Annotated in this window: 15 protein-coding genes and 6 pseudogenes; 8 read left to right on the top strand and 13 right to left on the bottom strand. The window is 58.3% G+C overall.

Going from position 1 to position 18,554, the window contains the following annotated elements; translation table 11 throughout:
* Nucleotides 1-3: 3 nt before the first annotated feature.
* Complete coding sequence (locus tag F8N62_RS00660) at nt 4-945, bottom strand: Rieske 2Fe-2S domain-containing protein (RefSeq protein ID WP_126588865.1); 942 nt, start codon at nt 943-945, stop codon at nt 4-6.
* A gap of 376 nt (nt 946-1,321) precedes the next feature.
* On the opposite strand from F8N62_RS00660, the gene F8N62_RS00655 reads away from it, so the two are divergent.
* Nucleotides 1,322-2,503, top strand: a complete 1,182-nt coding sequence (locus F8N62_RS00655) for an HlyD family secretion protein (RefSeq protein WP_057005024.1) — start codon at nt 1,322-1,324, stop codon at nt 2,501-2,503.
* Complete coding sequence (locus F8N62_RS00650; protein ID WP_057005023.1) at nt 2,496-4,022, top strand: DHA2 family efflux MFS transporter permease subunit; 1,527 nt, start codon at nt 2,496-2,498, stop codon at nt 4,020-4,022. The genes F8N62_RS00655 and F8N62_RS00650 overlap by 8 nt, the downstream gene beginning before the upstream one ends.
* Here the strand turns inward: F8N62_RS00650 and F8N62_RS00645 are convergent.
* A pseudogene (locus tag F8N62_RS00645) lies at nt 4,010-4,564 on the bottom strand (methyl-accepting chemotaxis protein); the annotation flags it as partial. The gene F8N62_RS00650 and the pseudogene F8N62_RS00645 sit on opposite strands and share 13 nt — an antisense overlap.
* A 50-nt stretch (nt 4,565-4,614) precedes the next feature.
* Here F8N62_RS00645 and F8N62_RS00640 point away from each other — a divergent pair.
* The 3 genes from F8N62_RS00640 to F8N62_RS00630 are packed head-to-tail and all read left to right on the top strand — an operon-like array spanning nt 4,615 to nt 7,683.
* On the top strand, nt 4,615-6,384 hold the full coding sequence (locus tag F8N62_RS00640) for an acyl-CoA dehydrogenase family protein (protein WP_150709206.1): 1,770 nt from the start codon (nt 4,615-4,617) through the stop codon (nt 6,382-6,384).
* A gap of 17 nt (nt 6,385-6,401) precedes the next feature.
* Nucleotides 6,402-7,235, top strand: coding sequence for an enoyl-CoA hydratase/isomerase family protein (locus tag F8N62_RS00635; protein WP_032902055.1), 834 nt, complete (start codon nt 6,402-6,404; stop codon nt 7,233-7,235).
* A 10-nt stretch (nt 7,236-7,245) separates the two neighbouring features.
* Nucleotides 7,246-7,683 carry a hypothetical protein gene (locus tag F8N62_RS00630; protein WP_032902057.1) on the top strand — a complete coding sequence of 146 codons (438 nt, stop codon included), beginning with the start codon at nt 7,246-7,248 and terminating at the stop codon, nt 7,681-7,683.
* A 347-nt stretch (nt 7,684-8,030) separates the two neighbouring features.
* Here F8N62_RS00630 and F8N62_RS00625 read toward each other — a convergent pair.
* From F8N62_RS00625 to F8N62_RS00600, 6 genes and pseudogenes are all read right to left on the bottom strand, one after another.
* Nucleotides 8,031-8,195 (bottom strand): annotated as a pseudogene (locus tag F8N62_RS00625) (PfkB family carbohydrate kinase); the annotation flags it as partial.
* A 108-nt stretch (nt 8,196-8,303) separates the two neighbouring features.
* Nucleotides 8,304-9,272: an LLM class oxidoreductase gene (locus F8N62_RS00620; RefSeq protein WP_044275553.1), complete on the bottom strand. Its 969-nt coding sequence runs from the start codon at nt 9,270-9,272 to the stop codon at nt 8,304-8,306.
* A 64-nt stretch (nt 9,273-9,336) separates the two neighbouring features.
* On the bottom strand, nt 9,337-9,642 hold the full coding sequence (locus tag F8N62_RS00615) for an ArsR/SmtB family transcription factor (protein ID WP_017735055.1): 306 nt from the start codon (nt 9,640-9,642) through the stop codon (nt 9,337-9,339).
* A gap of 106 nt (nt 9,643-9,748) precedes the next feature.
* A complete protein-coding gene (locus F8N62_RS00610) occupies nt 9,749-10,873 on the bottom strand; it encodes an alkene reductase (RefSeq protein ID WP_032902060.1) in 1,125 nt (374 codons plus the stop codon).
* Nucleotides 10,874-11,039: 166 nt separating this feature from the next.
* Nucleotides 11,040-11,342, bottom strand: coding sequence for a putative quinol monooxygenase (locus tag F8N62_RS00605; RefSeq protein ID WP_150578558.1), 303 nt, complete (start codon nt 11,340-11,342; stop codon nt 11,040-11,042).
* A gap of 181 nt (nt 11,343-11,523) precedes the next feature.
* On the bottom strand, nt 11,524-12,519 hold the full coding sequence (locus F8N62_RS00600) for a zinc-dependent alcohol dehydrogenase family protein (protein ID WP_032902064.1): 996 nt from the start codon (nt 12,517-12,519) through the stop codon (nt 11,524-11,526).
* A gap of 289 nt (nt 12,520-12,808) precedes the next feature.
* Between F8N62_RS00600 and F8N62_RS31645 the strand changes: the two are divergent.
* The 3 pseudogenes from F8N62_RS31645 to F8N62_RS31640 form a co-directional block, all read left to right on the top strand.
* Nucleotides 12,809-12,937 (top strand): annotated as a pseudogene (locus F8N62_RS31645) (Na+/H+ antiporter NhaA); the annotation flags it as partial.
* Between the two features lie 97 nt (nt 12,938-13,034).
* Nucleotides 13,035-13,250, top strand: a pseudogene (locus tag F8N62_RS00590) (chromate transporter); the annotation flags it as partial.
* Nucleotides 13,244-13,462 (top strand): annotated as a pseudogene (locus F8N62_RS31640) (site-specific integrase); the annotation flags it as partial. The pseudogenes F8N62_RS00590 and F8N62_RS31640, both read left to right, overlap by 7 nt.
* 46 nt (nt 13,463-13,508) lie before the next feature.
* Here the strand turns inward: F8N62_RS31640 and F8N62_RS00580 are convergent.
* The 5 genes and pseudogenes from F8N62_RS00580 to F8N62_RS00560 form a co-directional block, all read right to left on the bottom strand.
* A pseudogene (locus F8N62_RS00580) lies at nt 13,509-13,746 on the bottom strand (transposase); the annotation flags it as partial.
* Nucleotides 13,747-14,100: 354 nt separating this feature from the next.
* A complete protein-coding gene (locus F8N62_RS00575; protein WP_077748054.1) occupies nt 14,101-15,363 on the bottom strand; it encodes an OprD family porin in 1,263 nt (420 codons plus the stop codon).
* A 104-nt stretch (nt 15,364-15,467) separates the two neighbouring features.
* A complete protein-coding gene (locus F8N62_RS00570) occupies nt 15,468-16,643 on the bottom strand; it encodes a 3-hydroxybenzoate 6-monooxygenase (RefSeq protein WP_077748053.1) in 1,176 nt (391 codons plus the stop codon).
* Nucleotides 16,640-17,497, bottom strand: coding sequence for a fumarylacetoacetate hydrolase family protein (locus F8N62_RS00565; RefSeq protein WP_020300858.1), 858 nt, complete (start codon nt 17,495-17,497; stop codon nt 16,640-16,642). Before F8N62_RS00565 ends, F8N62_RS00570 begins: the two co-directional genes overlap by 4 nt.
* Nucleotides 17,494-18,540, bottom strand: coding sequence for a cupin domain-containing protein (locus tag F8N62_RS00560; protein WP_020300859.1), 1,047 nt, complete (start codon nt 18,538-18,540; stop codon nt 17,494-17,496). Before F8N62_RS00560 ends, F8N62_RS00565 begins: the two co-directional genes overlap by 4 nt.
* Nucleotides 18,541-18,554 lie beyond the last annotated feature (14 nt).

The raw sequence follows: 18,554 nt of genomic DNA, 5'->3' as shown, positions 1-18,554 counted from the left end.
TGCTCAGACGACTGCGCTGACGGGAATCAGGGTCGGTTGGCGCAACTCACGCAGTTCGCGGGATGAGGTTTGCAACAAGGCCGCGACGGCTGTGCCGTCGATCCGGCTGTTCACCTGGAACGGCGCCTGTTTGCGCAGGCGGGCCAGACGCCAACGCAGGGGTGCCCTGAGGTGTACGTGCTCATGCACAAAACCACGCCAGCACAAACTGGTTGTGCCACGACGGTTGGCACCGGTGGCGATCATCAGCGTCACCAGCGGCAATTCATCTTCGCTCAGCAAATCCACTCGAACAGTACCGCCGTTAAAGGGGACCGCGGTGCGCACGATCAAGGGGTAATCCACCACAAACTGCGAAGGCAGGATTTGTGTGGTCCATACCGCACCTCGCTCCAGAACCACCCGCCCCTGCTCGCTGCGCAGATCGCCAAGGAAAAAATCGGTGAGGCGCACATGGGCAAACCCGAGCAAGCATTCCGGGCCGTCGAGCATCGCGTCCAGGTACTGGTCGTGACTCATGTTGACGATGGTGGAACCGGTAAATTCGCGTCCGCCCGGTTGGTAGTCGCTGCTGGGCAATTGCCCTTGCGGTGCCCCTTCACCCAACCACACATGGACAAAACCATTCGCCTCGCTGACCGCAAAGGCACGCGCGGCATAACGTGCAGGCACACGCTCATCGGTATGCAGGTTGGGGATCTGCGTACAGCCACCACTGGCGCCATCAAAGGTCCAGCCGTGATAACCGCACTGCAGACCGGACTCGACGACTCGCCCCAAAGCCAGCGGCACCCGCCGATGTGGGCAACGGTCTTCCAGGGCAAAGGCCTGGCCGGCTGCGTTTCGGAACAGGACCAGTTCCTCGCCGGCAAAGGCCACGGCCAATGGCACTTGATCTTTCACGGCCTCGCAAAGCGCCATGGCCCACCAGCCAGGGGTCATCATCGGGCTGCCTCTTTGTTATTGGTCTTGGGCAAATGCGTTGAACGCAGTCAGCGCTAACGGTAGTGCTTCGCGGCAGAGAGAGCAAACACAAATAAACAGTATTTTGTTTTCTGTTGAAATTATTTACAGCCAACGAAAACCGCAAGATGTGGCCACAACCCTCTACGAACCTTGGTTCAATAGACACATTTCCGCTCTTTAGGCCACCTACAAATGGACATTTCTTCTATTAGTGATCATGTTCTAATGGAAAATAGCTAGCGAGCAATCCATAAGCCTGATTACCATTAGCTTGCTCATTAACTCCAAGGTGCGCTGACGATGACCCAATCCACCCTCGGCTTTGTCCTCCATGACGTTGCGCGCGAGGTGAAACATGGCTGAGCCGACATTGCAGCGCCCTGCCGTGCACGCCGAAGCCCGACCGCTCGAGCCCGTGGAAAAACCCCGGATGCAGGCGCCCGAGGCTTCCGCCCTTGATGGCGATGCTCAAGAACCGAATGACACGGCGCGCCAACGCTGGCGCATCGGTCTGTTTTTGCTGGCACCGATCAGTGTCGTGGCCTGCGCCGCCTGGTATGTGTTGGGTGGCCAGGTCGTGAGTACCGACAACGCTTATATCCAGGCCGAGCGGGTGGGAGTTTCAACCGATGTCGCCGGGATCGTCGCGGCCATTGAAGTCAGTGACAACCAGACCGTGAGCAAAGGCCAGGTCTTGTTCCGCCTCAAGCCCGAGCCGTTTGAAATCGCCGTGGCCAGCGCCAGGGCGCAGCTGGAGAACGCGCGCAACCAGATCCTCTACCTCAAGGCGAGCTACAACCAATCTCTGGCCGAAATCGCCCAGGCTGAAGCCAAATTGCCGTTTTACCAGACCAATCTGCAACGGCTGGAAAAGCTGGTCAGCGTTGCCGCCGTCTCAAGGACTATCTACGACGACGCCCACCAGGACCTCGACAATACCCGTCAGCAAGTATCGGTCGCCAAGGCCCAGGCTGCCGCGGCGTTGGCCCAACTGGGTGGGCGCCTGGACAGACCACTTGAGCAGCATCCTTCCTACTTGCAGGCGCTGGCGGCCCTGAATGAAGCCGAACGCAACCTGCGAAACTCCGTGGTCATCGCCCCGTTCGACGGCGTCGTCACCAACGTTGACTCGCTGCAAGTGGGCGCGTATCTGCAACCACCCCAATCGGGCTTCAGCCTGGTCTCCAGCGAGCGACTGTGGGTCGCGGCGTCCCCGAAAGAAACCGAGCTGACCAACGCCCGGATTGGCCAGGGCGTCACCATCGAGGTAGACACTTATCCGGGTATCACCTGGCATGGCACCGTGGAAAGCATCAGCCCGGCCTCCAGTTCGAGCTTCTCCCTGCTGCCGGCCCAGAACACCACGGGCAACTGGGTGAAAGTCGTGCAGCGCATTCCGGTACGCATCCATATCGACGATGCTGTCGGCAAACCGGCGCTGCGCCATGGCATGAGCGCCGTGGTAGATATCGACACCGGCACCGCACGAGGCCTGCCCAAGCCACTGGCAAACCTGCTCGCACGCCATCATGAATGACGTGTCCGGACCGCTGCCGCCCTCGCCGCTGCGGGTACTGATCACACTGTGCGTGGTGCTGGCGGTGGTCATGCAGGCGCTGGACACCACCATCGCCAACGTCGCACTGCCCTTTATGCAGGGCAGCGTATCGGCCAGCGCCGATCAGATTAACTGGGTGCTGACTTCCTACATCGTCGCCACAGCCATCATGACGCCGCCCTCGGCATTCCTTGCCCGACGCTTCGGTCGCAAGCGCGTATTGCTGTGGTCGATCTTCGGTTTTGTATTGGCCTCGGTGCTCTGTGGCATCGCCCGCTCCCTGGAAGAAATCATCCTGTTCCGCCTGCTGCAAGGGGTGGCCGGGGCGGCATTGGTGCCCTTATCGCAAGGCATTCTGCTGGATATTTACCCGCAGAAAGACCGAGGGTCGGCAGTGGCCCTGTTCGGGGTATCGGTCATGGTCGGCCCGGTATTAGGTCCGATGCTCGGCGGCTGGCTGACGGAACACCTCAGCTGGCGCTGGGTGTTCTTCATCAACCTGCCTATCGGGTTGCTGGCCTTTATCGGCATGACCCGCTTCATACGGGAAACCCCGGCCGACAAGACTGCACGCCTGGACTGGCTGGGCTTTGGCTCGCTCAGCGTGGCGATCATGTCGATTCAATTGTTCCTCGACCGCGGCGAACAACTGGGCTGGTTCGACTCCGGGGAAATCATCCTGGAAGCGCTGGTGGCCGCCGTCGCTTCGTACATCTTCATTGTCCACACCTTCACTCATGACAAGCCCTTTATCAGCCTGAAGCTGTTCAAAGATCGCAATTACTCGGTGGCGGTGGTGTTTATCTTTATCATTGGCATCACCTACCTGGCCTCGCTGGCACTGATGACACCCTACCTGCAAACCCTGATGGGGTACCCGGTGCTCACCGCCGGCATGGTCATGGGGCCACGCGGACTGGGGACGATGCTCAGCATGTTCCTTGCCGGGAAGATCATCGGCAAAGTGGATATTCGCTGGATACTGTTTTGCGGTTTGTTGCTGTCCGCCTGGTCGATGTACATGATGACCGGCTGGACGCCGGCCGTGTCCATCGACACCATCATCTACGTCGGCTTTATTCAGGGCGCGAGCCTGGGTCTGTTGTTCGTCCCGCTGACCACCATCGCCTTTACCACCCTGCCCCCGCATTTGCGAGGCGAAGCCACGGGCCTGTACAACCTGTCACGCAACGTCGGTTCGAGCGTTGGCATCTCGATCGTTACGGTGCTGCTGGCGCAAAACACCCAGATAAACCATGCCGAAATCGGTGCATACGTGACGCCGTTCAACCGCCTGTTCGATGCCTGGCCTGTCAACCATCAGCTCAATCCATTGACCGCCAGCGGGCGTGCAGCACTGGATGGCTTGATCACTGTGCAGGCCAGCTGGGTGGCTTACCTGGATGACTTCAAGCTGCTGATGTGGTTATCCATCGGCGTCATACCGCTGCTGCTGATATTCAGGACGGCGAAGTCTCAAGCGAATCAGGCCTCGTAGCGAAAACGTCCCACCGCCACATTCAGCTCATCGGACAGCTCGCGCAAAGACACCACGGCTCCGGATACCTGATGGGTGATCGCATCACCCTCGCCGGCCATGCGTGCGATGTGCTCGACGTTGGCCACGATGCCTCGCCCACCCTCGCTCTGCACGCTTACCGCATCGGCGATCCGGTCAACCCCGCGCGTAGAGTCACCCACCAGTTCCGTTGCCTGCTGCAGGGTGCTTTCCAACTCACTCAGCAGCCGGCCGCTTTCTTCCAATGCCACAGTGCCCGCGCTCAATGCCTGGTCGACGATCCCGGACTGGCTCTCCAGCTTCAACGTCAGCTGGTTGATCGAGTTGGCCGCCAGCGCAGAGCGTTGTGCCAGGTTACGCACTTCGTCGGCCACCACGCTGAAGCCGCGCCCCCTCTCTCCGGCACGCGCCGCTTCGATGGCCGCATTGAGCGCCAGCATGCCCGTCTGCGCGGAGAGGTCCTTGACCTGACCGATGCTGGCGGTAATCGCTGTCGTACTTTCGACAAAATCGCCCACCGAAGCGCGAACCGGTGTTCAAAGGTCGTTAACCAATAAGGCAGGGGCAAGAGATGCTGCAGTACCAAGCACCACTGGAGGAGTTCAACTTCCTCGCTCACAAGGTTCTTCGACTTTCAGAGCTGTTGCCTCTGCTGCCAGAGCACCACCATATCGACGCCGACCTGTTCAGGGCCACTCTGGAGGTCGGTGCCGAGCTCACCCAAGAGCAACTGCTGCCCTTGAACGGCAGCGGCGATGCCGAGGGTTGCAGGCTTGAACAGGGTGGGGTCAAAACCCCACAGGGCTTCAAGTCAGCTTACCGCCTGTTTCAGGAGAACGGCTGGCCTGCTCTGACGGTCCCACTGTCCATTGGGGGGCAAGGTTTCCCAGGAACGGCAGGTGTCTTTTTTGACGAGATGCTCGCCTCCACCAACCTGTCTTTCAGCATTTTCGCCAACGTGCGCGAAGGTGTTCTCCGTTGTGTCGACCGATTCGGCGATGAGCGGGTTCGATCCCTGTTTTCCGACAAGCTAGCCAGTGGCGAATGGCTTGGCACCATGTGCCTTACCGAGCCTCAGGCTGGCAGCGATCTTGGTTTGATTCGCACGACTGCAGTCACACAGTCGGACGGCTCCTACCTCCTGAGTGGAACCAAGATATTCATCTCGAACGGCGATCACGACCTGACCGAGAACATCGTTCACCTGGTGCTCGCCAGAACGGAAGGGGCCCCGGCAGGTACTGGCGGCCTCAGCCTATTCGTCGTGCCGAAATACCAATTGGAGGTTCCTGCCTCAGCCAACGGGGTGTCGGTCATCGCGCTTGAGCACAAGCATGGCATTCGTGCCAACGCCACATGCGCCCTGGCATTCGAGAATGCCAGGGGCTACCGCGTCGGCGAATTGAACCGTGGCCTTGCCTGCATGTTCCTGCTGATGAACAGCGCACGGCTCGCCGTCGGTGTCCAAACCGTAGGTTTGACCGAGGTCGCTTACCAGAACGCGCTGCGCTACACCCAGGAGCGCTTGCAAGGCCGCGCGCTGAATGGTGCCACGCACCCCGATCAACCCGCTGACCCTCTGTTAAGTCATATTGGCGTCAAGTCGAGCCTTGTTCAGCAGCGGCTGTTTATTGAGCCAGCACGCTTGCTCTGCGCCTGGGTCGGCACCCTGCTTGATGAAGCGCGTTGCCACCCGGATGACGCGCGACGTAAGCAGGCCTCACAGCTGGCAGAGTTGTTGACCCCCATCGTCAAGGGCTACCTGTCTCAGCACGCGGGTACACATATCTCGTCCGCTCTCCAGCTGTTCGGTGGGCACGGTTACATCGTCGAAACCGGCATGGAGCAGCTGCTGCGCGATGCGGCCATCTGTCCGATCTATGAAGGCACAAACTACATCCAGTCTCTGGACTTGCTGGGGCGCAAGACCCTGAGCGATCAGGGACAGCGCTTGGGGATCTTCCTCAGCCACATCCCCGCGCTAGCCGAGCGTCTGCGCCAGCGTCCAGGACTGGAAGGGGTCGTCACGACCTTGGCGTCATGGGGGGCCGAGTTCGAACCATTGGTTCAGCAACTATCGGTCGATACGGTTTTCAACCGGGACGTTGTGGGTTTGGTTGCGCCGGACTTCCTTGAACTGCTGGGTACCGTTGTTTTTGGCTATTTGTGGGCATGGATCGCGGATGCCGCCGCGCCGTCAACTTCTGATGAAAAATTCCTCAGAAGCAAACCTGCCCTGGCCCGTCGGGATGCCGGGAGAACGCGCGGTCTACAACCCACGGTTGCGCTTCCCGCTCAATCAGCGCGTGGCGTGGCATTGATCATCCGCACAGAACAATAACAAGAGGGCTAGCTGCTATGGCTTTTACCCAAATCGACTACGAGACACACGGCCCTATCAGGGTCATCCGTTTCAATCGCCCAGACAAGCGCAACTGCATTGGGCCAACCACCCACTTGGAGCTGGTGGAGGCCTGGACACGTTTCCGGGATGACCAGAGTGCTCTGGTTGCGATCATCACTGGTGCCGGCGACAAAGCTTTCTGTACCGGTGGAGACCTTGAGGCAGGATTTGACCTGGTGCCTTCCACCGCGGACGAGATTGCTGCGCACGACCGCGGCGAGCGCCCGGGTATTCTCGGACCCAGCCGTTGGACGGACATCTACAAGCCCGTGATCGCTGCTGTGAATGGCGCTGCCTACGCCGGCGGCCTGGAATGGGCCTGCTTCGCAGACATGCGCATCGCCGAGGAGCACGCCTCCTTCGGTGTGACCTGTCGCCGCTGGAACATTGGCCTGGCCGATGGCGGCAGCCAACGCCTGCCGCGCATCGTGGGGTTGGGCAGGGCAATGGAGCTGATCCTGACAGGCAAGGTCATCTCGGCCTCTGAAGCCCTCTCCATTGGCTTGGCCAATGAAGTGGTCCCCAAAGGGCGCTCACTGGAGCGTGCGATGGAGCTGGCCAAATTCCTCTGTGCCCTCCCTCAACCCGCCATGTGCGCGGACAAGGAGGCCGCGATCCGCGGCTATGGTCAACCCCTGGCTGAGGGCTTGCGCATCGAGGCGGAGTGCTTCAACCGTTCCATCCATCAACCCGAGACCCGCGAGGGGCTGCGTCGCTTTCTTGAGCGCGATCATCCCGACAGACGCTCCGATGCACCAACTAAGACGCCAGGTTTGATCAGGGACTGAGGAGAACACCATGCGATTTAACCTTTTGCTTCAACTACATCTTTTCGCCGTGGCCTTCTGGCTGGGCGTCGTAGCGGTCGAGTACCTGCTTGAACGCACCCGAGCACAGAGTCGGAGTCAGGGCTTCACAGTCGCCAGGCTGCACAGCCAGATCGATCTGTTCTTCGAGATGCCCGCCTTCAGCGTGGTGCTGGTGACCGGATTGCTGCTCATCGAGCCTGCGCGCTTCGACGGCATTTATGCCCTAAAAGTTGTGGCAGGAGGCATCGCTGTTCTCGGCAATGCACTGTGCCTTGTGCCCGTACTGAAGCGACGTGCATCCGCAGAGACAGACGACCTCGCCGATGTCATTTATCAGTCCAAGCTGATCGACCGGATCTCCTTGCTGGCCATCCCGGCTGGGCTAATGGCACTCGCCTGCGGTGTCTATTTGATGGTACTTCGCTGACCCTTTGATAGGTCACGTGGGCTGCGGAGGGTTGGTCACCGACCTCTGATAGACGAGTGACATCTGCACCAGCAGAGCCATGATGGGCTATTCGCGCGTCGGTTCCCAATTGCTATTACGTACTTTACGCACCTGGTCATTCGAGGGTTTTGCCGACGCCGGTTCGACCGGTTTACTATTGTTCGGGTTGCTTCGCAATCGCGGTATGAGGGTGCTTCTTTCGGGATGAATGGGTCGGGCAGTTGCCCGATCCGGTTGATTATCAGTGCCGTTGCGTAGCATCGCCTACCAGCTTCACCGCGACGTTACCTGAGCCATTCCGGCCGGAGTCAAACGGCTACATGTTGTCAATCCGGCATCACCTCCCTTGCAATCAATGCCCCCGGATACTGAATCACCCGCCCGGCCAGCCTATGGCCTTCGGCAGCTGCATGTTGTGGAGTGCCGCCGTCCAGCCTGCTGGCGAGATAACCCGCGTTGAACGAATCGCCAGCGGCCGTGGTATCAACCAAGCTCAGTCACACGAGCAGAGAACCCCTGCTGGTCCTTGTTAAGCAATACTGCCTTGAAACTCATGAGCAATCCCCACGGATAATGATTTGATGCCTCACCACGCCGGCTTATGCTGACATGACGAAGTCAGGTAGAACGAACTGACCGAGTTCCTCAATGACCTCACCTGCGGGGCGTTGGCCGTATTTCAAATTGATGATCACATGGTTAACGCCGATCTCCTGCAAGCTGTGCAGCAGCGGGATCAGGTGATGTCGCCCCAGTTGATAGCCCAGGTGGATCGGCCGAGGTGGTGTCTGCGGGTTATCTGTCAGGTCGATGTATAGCGACTGGGTGAAGGGTTTGAACAGTTCACCACATTCGGCACGAACCGCCTTGCGCCAGTCCTCGACAATCAGCTGCTGAGTCTTCGGTGCACGCGGATAGCTGATCCAGCCATGACTGCAGCGGGCGATCCACTCCAGCGTCTGGCGGCTATGGCCGGTGACGAAGAAAGGAATTTCCGCCGTCGTCGGCTTGGGAATCAGATCGGCCCCCTCAAGCGTGCCGCCGGACCAGGTCAAAGGCACGAAACTGCTGCGCTGAACCTCGCGAAATACCTTGAGGTATTCGCGGAACAGGCTGTCGCGTTGCTCCGGGTCGACACCGAATGCCGGAAACTCTACTGGACGGTCACCGGAAGCCACGCCGAGTAACAGGCGGCCACCGCTGAGCTGATCGACACTAGTTGCGGCCTTGGCGGTGTGTAGGGGATTGCGGATTGGCAGGATGACCGACGCGGTGCCCAGCGCAATCGAGCGAGTGTGTGCCGCCATAAAACCCAGGTAGACCCAGGGATCGAAGACCTGGCCCGAATCACCGAAGCTGGGGTCGCGTAACGGCACGTCGCGAAACCAGAGGGCAGAGAAACCCAGCTTCTCGGCGCGTTGGGCCAGGTTCACTTGGTCGAGCATACTCGGCGTATCGCCGGTAAAGGCTTCGAGGGGGAAGAAAAGACCTAGGCTCAGGCGGCCTTGGCGGTAGGTGTGCTGAAAGCCAGGTTGTTGCTGATAGGGAATGGAATTCGGAGTTAACATCTTCTCTCCTACATATTTCAAAATATAGATTTTGAAGGGCTGAAAAAACGCCTGCGAGCAGGCATCAAATCAGCGCTTTCAAGGCCACCTGGAACGCCGCGATGTTCTGCTCATGGCGTTTGTAATAAGTCCAGGGACCGATGCGTTGTGAGGTCACCAGTTGCGCCCGCTGCAAGGCAGCGAGATACAGCGAGACGGTCGACTGCGACAGGCCTACCCGATCCTGGATGATGCTCACGCAGACACCGACCTGCTCAGGATCCACCTCCTGCTCGGGGAAATGATGACGCGGATCCTTCAGCCAACTGAGGATGTTCAGGCGTGTTGGGTTGTCTAGCGCCTTCAGCGCTTCGCTTACGTCGATACTCATAGGTCACGCACGATAACTATTTTTTGCTATATTACGATATGCCCGCTCAACCGACAATGCGCCGGCCCCCGAACCGTATCGCTCGGGGGCCGGCACCTCGAGCGGACTATCCGCCATAGGTCGGATAGTCGGTGTAGCCGACAGCGGTTCCGCCGTACATGCTGGCCGGATCGACCGGGTTCAGCGGCCAGCCATTGGCAATCCGCTTGGGCAGGTCCGGGTTGGCGATGAACGGACGGCCGAAGGCGACCAGATCGCCCCAGCCCGCCTCGAGCACACGCTTGCCTCGCTCGGCGGTGTATTTGCCGGCATAGAGGATGCGCCCGCTGAAGACCTCGCGCACCGCGCTGCGGAAGCTTTCCGGCAGCTCCGGTGCGTTTTCCCAATCCGCCTCGGCCAGCGACAGGTAAGCGATGCCGACTTCTTCCAGCACCTTGACCGCTTCGACATAGGTCTCGTGTGGGTTTTCTTCGACCAGGCCGAGATATACGCGGGCCTCGTCGGTGCTGGCGAACAACGGGGCGAAACGCACGCCGAGCCGGTCTTTACCGACCACCGCGGCCACCGCCTGGGTCACCTCACGGAGGAAGCGCAGGCGATTTTGCAACGAGCTGCCGTACTCGTCGTCGCGCTGATTGCTGTGCGCGGAAATGAACTGGTTGATCAGATAACCGTTGGCGGAGTGGATTTCCACGCCGTCGAAACCGGCGTCGAGGGCGTTGCGAGCGGCCTGTGCATAGAGCTGTACCAGCTCCTTGACCTCGGCGGTGGTCAGTGCACGTGGCATCGAAGGCGGCGCCAGGGCGCCGGTGCCGGGACCTGTCTCGATGAATACGCTGACGCCCTCGGCCGGGATCGCCGATGGCGCCACCGGGGCTTCGCCATTGGGTTGCAACGAGGTGTGCGAGACCCGGCCGACATGCCAGAGCTGAGCGAAGATGGTGCCGCCCTCGGCGTGTACCGCATCGGTCACTTTGCGCCAGCCGAGGATCTGTTCGGCACTGTGGATGCCCGGGGTCCAGGCGTAGCCCTGGCCGCGCGGCTCGATCTGGGTGCCCTCGGTGACCATGAAGCCGGCACCGGTACGCTGGCGGTAGTAGGTCGCCATCAGGTCATTGGGAATGTTGCCTGGCTGCGAGCTACGCGAACGGGTCAGCGGCGGCAGGACGATGCGGTTTTTCAGGCTGTAGGGGCCCAGCGTGGTGCTTTCGAAAAGAATGGAATCTTTCATGTGTAACTACCTATATATTTGCGTTTGTAGATAAATAGATGCTAGTGCCTGGACAGGCACCTCTCGAGCGCTCCGTTTAGAACAGGCCGGTGGACGTCCAAGCCCAGTCGCGTCCCTGCCGCCGCAAAGCGGCAGGGACGCGACTGGAGCGCCTTGTTGGGTTTGCTTAGCCGGGTAGCTTGGCCGCCAGGACGTCAACCTTCTCGATTGACGGCGGTTTGGCAAACAGCTCGGCAGCCTTTGCCATAAGCGCCGCTGCGACCTTGCCCGAAAGATGAGCCTGCCGACCTGCTTCATCCGGGAAGGCGTCAAAGATGCCAAAGGTGGACGGCCCCAAGCGGATTCCGAACCACGCCGTAGTGGCTGGCTCTTCCTCCACTATTGGAAGGCCATTCAAGAGAAAGTTCTCTACCTCTTTCTCTTTCCCAGGCTTTGCTTCCAGACGAACGAACAACGCTACTTTGACCATGACGTACCTCCTGTTGTTACGACGACATCACCATGCGTGACGTATTCCAGTAAGCCCAACGCGATATTCGCCGATTTGCCGCCCAGCTCCAGCGTGGCGGGGATGAAGGGGCAGCGTCGAGTCATTTCCGCAGTCGCGGGAAAGGCGACTCTGCCCTCTCCTGGTCTTTCACGAACTGCCTCTACCGAGATACCGTGACGACGATCTTGCCGAACTGCTGGTTCGATTCCATGTAACGGTGCGCTTCGACGATCTGCTCGAAGGGGAAGGTCTTGGCAATGATCGGCTTCAGCTGTCCGGCCTCGAGGCCGCGCGTGATAAAGGCTTGCGCAGGCGCCAAGCGTTGCGGATCACCGGTCAGTTCGAACAGCGTGTAGCCGCGCACGCTCAGGGCCTTGTTCATCGCTACCAAGGCCGGGAACGGCGTCTCCTGACCGCTGAGATTGCCATAGATGAAAAGCAGGCCCTGCTGACTCATCGCTTGCGCCAGTGTTTCGACTTGCGGCCCCGCGACCGGGTCGAAGGCGATGCGCGCGCCGCGGCCGTCGGTGATCCGCATTACCTCCGCGACCAGGTCCTGCTCCTCGGTGGCGATCACATGCGCCGCCCCCGCCTCGCGTAGCGCCGCCTCCTTCGCGCGCGTCCGGGTCGTCGCGATCGGAATGGCGCCGACGCTGTTGGCGATCTGGATCGCGGCCAAGCCGACGCTGCTCGAAGCCGCCGTGATGATCACCGCATCACCGCGCTTGAGTTGGGCAATCTCGATCAGTGCGCCATAGGCGGTCAGATACTGCATCCAGATCGCCGCCCCCTTCACCGCGCCGACGCCCGCCGGCCGCTTCAGAACCCCCGTGGCCGGCACGATCGCCTGCTCGGCATAGACGCCAAACTTGTTCATGGAAAAAGCCGGAATCACGCTGACCGCTTCGCCAACCTCGAAGCCGTGAACGCCGCTGCCCAGCGCCTCGACGATGCCGGAAGCTTCGTAGCCGAGCCGGGCCGGCAGATGCGTCGGCTCCAGGTACACACCCGAGCGGAACATGGCTTCCGCGCGATTCAGGCCGATCGCCTCGACGCGGATGCGCAGCTCGCCGGAGCCCGGAGCGCCAACTTCGAGCTCTTCGATCTGCAAGACTTCGGGGCCGCCGATCTGATGAAAACGGACAACACGGGTCATTTTGGGTCTCCTTCTATTGAGGGATGGGAGCAGCGAGCCAGCCCTTGGCTGGCGCAGGTTAGCCGCCCCGCGCGTTACAACGTCGCTTCGGTCTGTGTGTCCGGTGCGTGGCTACTTCACGGACATGCAAATGCTATTCGCCATATATAGATTTGTAAATATGTAATTTTAATAATTTTATGCCCGTCCCTGCTCCCCCTATCTACGCTGCCTATGAACTCTCCCTGTCGAAAAAAATGCTGCCATCCGCTAAGTGCGCCACGGCGTGGTTCGCTCTTCGCCGGTCATCTGGGTCGCCTATGTAATCATGCCGTTATTTGCGCTCGCCAATGCCGGCGTAAGCCTTGATGGCGTCAATCTGGCCAATGAAGGCTCTTTGACGGTCATGCTCGGTGTGTCGTTGGCACTGCTCCTGGGCGCAAGAGCGCCAGCTATTCAGCCCAGCAGGTTTGCCTCACTCGGACGGCCGGGTACCTGGCAAACCTTCGGCTACTTTCATGCACGAAGGCAAACGCATGACAAACACCCACACTGACCACCACAGCCCGTGGTCTGTCTTTCTCATCTTTCTGCGCCTTGGACTGAGCTCCTTCGGCGGCCCCATCGTGCACTTAGGCTATTTCCGTGACGAGTTCGTCACACGACGGCGCTGGTTGTCCGAACGCAGTTATGCAGACTTGTTGGCACTGTGCCAATTCCTGCCAGGGCCTGCAAGCAGTCAGATCTGGATGTTATCGATCGGTGCCAAAACCATGTACTGGCCGGATCTCGGGTGAGACGTCACTACCTGTATCATGATTACGCCGAAGAAAAGAAGCGCGCTTGGAACCTGCTGGGTGATCGACCCAGTGCAGTTTTGTCCTCCACTTACGATCATCAACCGACCGAATCAATGATGTCTTTTCCAGCGTACGCCGCCACTGGATCACTACCACTTTCATAAGCCGGCATCATTAGTGCTGAGTTCTCATAGATTCGTAGATTACGTCCATGCAGCGACCCAGCACTTCATTAAACAACCAGCGAAAGAGATCGCTGTCGCGAAAACGGCCGTGTGGATTTTTAAAACGTCGAATGATTGGGTATTTCATCTTCAAGGCTCAACCGGCAGAACCAGCGATACGCCATATTCAATGGGCCTTCGCACAATCGCGGCTCTGAGCGAATGCCGTAGCAATAGCCCACGTCCAGCATGCAGATCATCAGTTCAAGATCAATCGACGGACGGACGGCCTATCTAGCTATAGAAATCCGCGAGAAGCGGACATCTAGCGTGAAATCCACGACTGCCATTCTTGGGTCGTGTTTCCCCCGGAACTCGTACCAGAGCCAGTCAAAACTTTGTGGGATAACACATCCAGACAGTGCTCACAGTTTCCTTGGGTGTCCCAGGATCGCGCGTGGATATCGACTGTACTGACCGTGCTAACAAGCAAGGTCAAGCTCCTGCAAAACCTTCCCCCCACTAAGTAGTGGGGTGCAGCCGCGAGGGGGGGGGCTGAGCAGAAGACCCACAGTGACCGCGCACGGGTCCTGGGGTTAAGCCTGATGTTGGCACGCAGGGCTGGGGCGAACGCAACGCTATAGGAGCTTCCAGGTATAACTGAGGACGACGCGATACTCGTCAATATCAGTTCTGTAATTAGACCGCGCTACCGCGTCGCGAAGCCTGATGCCGAATCCCTTGACAGGCCCGCTCTGGAAAACATAAGACATATCGATATCGCGTTCGCTGTCTTTACCTTCATAGCCGCGCCCTGTCTCAACGTTGTTCCCCACGACGTATCTAGTCGAAAACAGCAGGCCCGGTACCCCCACCGCCGCAAAGTCATAGTCGTAACGCACCTGATAAGACACCTCGTCTTGTGATGAAAAGTCATAAGTGGGCAGTTCATTGGCCAAGGGCGCAATATTGGCGAACACCCGGGGGAACGCGGTGTCACCGTACATTCTTTGGTACCCTACGGTCACAGCATGCCCGGACCTTGCCACCCCGAGTGTGCCATACAGAGCGCGGTTATCGACCTTCCCGATTAGGTGATCACCATCTTCAACAGCATCATACTGTGCCAACGTACCGCTTAGTGACCAACGCCCCACTAACTGCTTATGCTTAATGCCAACATAACTCTGCCGGTAAATGTCCTCCAGTTGGGCGTACCAACCACTGACGGTGGTACGTGACTCATTAAAACTATAGTCACCCCCCATATAATTAAAGGCATCACTGGGCGACGCGCGTTGCGGGATATAGCCCAACATGGCGATCAATTTTTCGTCCCCGGCTTCATTTCGAAGGCTAGTCGATTTGATACGCCCGCCTTGAAGGGTCAGTCCAGCAAGTTCGCTACTGGAAAAGGAGACACCCTGATAGGATGGTGGAAGCAACCGAATGTCGCTGAAGGGCAACACGGGAATGTCGGGTTGAAGTTCACCCAGTCTCAGCTCGGTTTTAGAAAACCTGGCTTTTAAGGTTGGCCCCAAACGACTGTAATCGTCGGCAGGGGCCCCGCTATCCTTGATAGACAGCAAGCCCGTCCCTACCCGCCCACGGCCACTATCGAGTTTGAGACCCAAGGTGGCAACAGCATCGATACCAAACCCAACAGTACCTGGGGTATAACCGGATTTGAAATTAAGAATGAAGCCTTGAGCCCACTCTTCAGCCTTGGGTTTCTCGGTCCCACGAATATCTAAGTAGTTGCGTTGAAAGTAGTAATTTCTGGCTTGCAGTGTAGCGGTTGAATCTTTAAAAAAATCCGAATCCTCAGCCCATGCCAAGCCCGGCGCACAAAAATACAGTAACGCCGGCCACACGAGTGGCGCGCAATTTTTGTTGTTCACGATTTCACCCTTTTTATTTTTATAGAATGATCATTGCGTGCAGCTGAAAGCGACGATCAACCCGGCAACTGAGCACCGTTGAATAATTGATCGTCACTGGATTTCTAAATTACCGCGTCATACAACCAAGAGAGACCGGCATACGCCTGTTCAGGAGTACGGGTGCCGAGCATGTTGTTACGTAGTTCGGCCGCAACTCCCTCGGCGTGGTAGAACTCACCATGAACACGTGCCATGACCTGACAACGGCCCGTGCGAAGGTATCGGCGAGCCTGATAGGCTTTAAAAGCCGACTCAAAATCACCCTGACACTTTTCGATCTCCTGTGCGAGTACGACGCCATCCTCCATCGCCATACACGCCCCTTGTGCAAGGTATTGCAACATGGGATGCGCTGCATCGCCCAGAAGTGTGGTACGTCCCTGACTCCAGTTTTTCACGGGTTCACGATCGCACAATACCCACATCCGCCAGCTTTCAATTTTGGACAGGAGCGTTTGTACGGTGTCACACGTGCCGGCAAACCGACGGCGTAATTCTTCAGGGTCGCCCTCGGTGTTCCAACCCTCTACATAGCGGTCGCTGTGGAAGACTGCCACCAGGTTGAATAGTTTTCCACCTCGAAGCGGGTACTGGACCAGGTGGGACTTTGGCCCCCCCCAAAGAATCATCGAGTTGCGTCGAAACTCAAGCGGCACGTCCTCAATGGGCAACACCGCCCGGTACGCAATGTGCCCGGAGACCACAGGCGCACCGTCACCGACAATTTTCTCTCTGACTTTCGACCACAATCCATCTGCGCCAATCAGTGCGCAACCCCGAATGGTTTCACCTTGGTCAGTGGTCACGCATACGGACAGGCCATCATCTTCGTAGCCCACCACTTTTGTGGCGATCCTGAATTCGACATCAGCGGACTCGCGACACGCGGCCAGAAGAACCGAATGCAGGTCCGCACGATGCACCAAGGCGTAGGGATACTTGAAACGTTCCCGAAACGCTGCGCCTGTCGGGATGGTGGTAACCATCTCAGCGCTGACACTGTCCATGAAGATCAAATCATCGGGTAACACGGTCAGTTCGCGTACTTGATCAGCAACGCCGAGCGTCTCCAACACGCGAAAACCGTTAGGGCCCACCTGGATCCCCGCACCGACTTCGCGAAACTCTTCGGCCTGTTCGATCAAGAGCGTTTTGAAGCCCTTATGTGAGAGTGCCAGCGCTGCTGCCAGACCACCAATGCCCCCCCCAATGATTACAATTGGATCTTGTAGGCTCATGACGACACGACCTCGACAACAATTTCACCAATCCCTTCAATTCGTGCTTTGATCTGATCACCGTGAACAATGGGACCCACACCTTCGGGCGTTCCGGTGTACAACAAATCACCCGGCTCAAGTGTGTAATAGGTCGAGGCGAATTCGATCAGCTCTGCCACGTTCATGATCAAATCCCGAGTATTGGCGTGCTGGCGTTTCTCACCATTAACCTCCAGCAGCAACTCCAAGCCCTGTGGGTCGCTGAGCTCATCAGCCGTGACAAGCCATGGCCCCAACACCGAGTAAGTGTCCAACGATTTGCGCAAGCTTCGCTCTTCAGGCCCGCGGATCGTGATGTCCAGGCCAATGCTGTATCCGGCAACATAGGCCAGTGCGTCTTTCGCCTTCACATCCTTGGCACGCTTGCCAATAACAGCGACTAGCTCGATTTCGTGATCGGTACGGCGCTCTGGAAGATTAATCACAATCGGTTTACTGACACCGATCAGCGAGCTGGTAGCTTTCAGGAAGAGGCCCGTCTCCTGGATTTTTCGGACATTGGCACGTGTAAACGTCTCCGTGTCTGCGATGGCTTCATCAAGGTGAGCTTGATAGTTGACAGGCGCAGCCACAATTTTGCCTGGGTTACCGACGGGGCTAAGCAGCTCGACATCGCTTAACTTGAAGACCGCTGCGCTTCCCTTGGCAAGCGAGATTTCGGGGCGTAGCTCGGCCAGGTTAGCGATCAGCAGGTCATGGCGCGGAAACGGATAACGGGCAGGTGACAAAATACGCAGTGCTTGGGAAACGTCATAGACAATGTCGCCCTCAATCAGGCCCAAACGGTTATCGTTAAACAGACAAATTTTCATGGTTTTTCTCCTGGTGTAGTAGTTGCGCTCGGATTGATTTCGCTGCGCCAAAAACCGAGGTGTTCTTGCAACGGTCGATCGGAAAAGCTGAACAGTACGCATTGCTCGTCCGCCTCAAAACAACGCCATGCCCAACCCGGAACAACAAATACGTCGTCCTTGCAGGCTGTCCACGTTTGGTCACCGACCTGAACGCGCAGGCTGCCTTCAACCACGCAGCAAACAGCTCCGTCGGTTTCACGAAAGCTCGTGCCCTTGAACCCTGCTGGGAACATCTGCATAAAGGCACCCATCGAGCGAATCGGGGACAGCCCATTCGTTGGGTTGGTAAACATCAGTTTGAAACCGTTGCACGCGTCCCACTCATCGACGAGCGACAACTGTTCAAGCGCTGCACGCGTGCGCGAATAGGGGTAGTGAAAAAGTGGGCTGACGGGGCCGCCGTGGGTGTCGCCTACAGGTCTCAGGCCAGCGGCGAATCGCGCATTGGAGTCGCCTGTCGGGCGTGTCAGGGCCTGACGTAGATTCGGGTCATCAGCAGAGAAACCGGCGTTGAGCATTTGCACAACAGGCACATCCAGGCCGTCCAGCCACATCACAGGTTCCGTGCCCTGCGCACCATGGTCATGAAAAACGTTCGTGGGCGTGATGACAAAGTCACCCGGGTTCATTAGTACCTTTTCGCCATGCACCGTAGTGAACCCACCCTGGCCACTTAAAATCAGTCTTAGCGCAGACGCCGTATGGCGATGACTGGGGGCGACCTCCCCGGGCAGGATCATTTGAATACCCGCATAGAGGGATGACGTTATCTGCGACTTGCCCCGAAACTTAGGGTTTTCTAGGACAAGCACACGGCGCTCCGCATCTTCGGCGGAGATGACCTCACAGGCCATTTTCATATTTTGGCGAATGGTTTCGGCGCGCCAGATTACGGGGTCCGCCGTCTGCTTGGGCTCGCGCGGGGTAAGCCCGCGCAATACCTCCCAGAGGGGCGTCATGTTGTCATGGGCAATGTGATCTCTAAAGGCATTGTTACTCACAAATATCTCCTTAC

The sequence above is a fragment of the Pseudomonas fluorescens genome (assembly GCF_902497785.1).
Classification (GTDB): Bacteria; Pseudomonadota; Gammaproteobacteria; order Pseudomonadales; family Pseudomonadaceae; genus Aquipseudomonas; species Aquipseudomonas fluorescens_BO.
Note: the sequence above shows the minus strand (reverse complement) of the source record. Positions and strands in the feature narration are given on the sequence as shown.

Bases quoted from the DNA above. Each gene is read 5' to 3' on its own strand.
- F8N62_RS00660 (WP_126588865.1), bottom strand. From the start codon at position 945: ATGATGACCCCTGGCTGGTGGGCCATGGCGCTTTGCGAGGCCGTGAAA.
- F8N62_RS00655 (WP_057005024.1), top strand. From the start codon at position 1,322: ATGGCTGAGCCGACATTGCAGCGCCCTGCCGTGCACGCCGAAGCCCGA.
- F8N62_RS00650 (WP_057005023.1), top strand. From the start codon at position 2,496: ATGAATGACGTGTCCGGACCGCTGCCGCCCTCGCCGCTGCGGGTACTG.
- F8N62_RS00640 (WP_150709206.1), top strand. From the start codon at position 4,615: ATGCTGCAGTACCAAGCACCACTGGAGGAGTTCAACTTCCTCGCTCAC.
- F8N62_RS00635 (WP_032902055.1), top strand. From the start codon at position 6,402: ATGGCTTTTACCCAAATCGACTACGAGACACACGGCCCTATCAGGGTC.
- F8N62_RS00630 (WP_032902057.1), top strand. From the start codon at position 7,246: ATGCGATTTAACCTTTTGCTTCAACTACATCTTTTCGCCGTGGCCTTC.
- F8N62_RS00620 (WP_044275553.1), bottom strand. From the start codon at position 9,272: ATGTTAACTCCGAATTCCATTCCCTATCAGCAACAACCTGGCTTTCAG.
- F8N62_RS00615 (WP_017735055.1), bottom strand. From the start codon at position 9,642: ATGAGTATCGACGTAAGCGAAGCGCTGAAGGCGCTAGACAACCCAACA.
- F8N62_RS00610 (WP_032902060.1), bottom strand. From the start codon at position 10,873: ATGAAAGATTCCATTCTTTTCGAAAGCACCACGCTGGGCCCCTACAGC.
- F8N62_RS00605 (WP_150578558.1), bottom strand. From the start codon at position 11,342: ATGGTCAAAGTAGCGTTGTTCGTTCGTCTGGAAGCAAAGCCTGGGAAA.
- F8N62_RS00600 (WP_032902064.1), bottom strand. From the start codon at position 12,519: ATGACCCGTGTTGTCCGTTTTCATCAGATCGGCGGCCCCGAAGTCTTG.
- F8N62_RS00570 (WP_077748053.1), bottom strand. From the start codon at position 16,643: ATGAGCCTACAAGATCCAATTGTAATCATTGGGGGGGGCATTGGTGGT.
- F8N62_RS00565 (WP_020300858.1), bottom strand. From the start codon at position 17,497: ATGAAAATTTGTCTGTTTAACGATAACCGTTTGGGCCTGATTGAGGGC.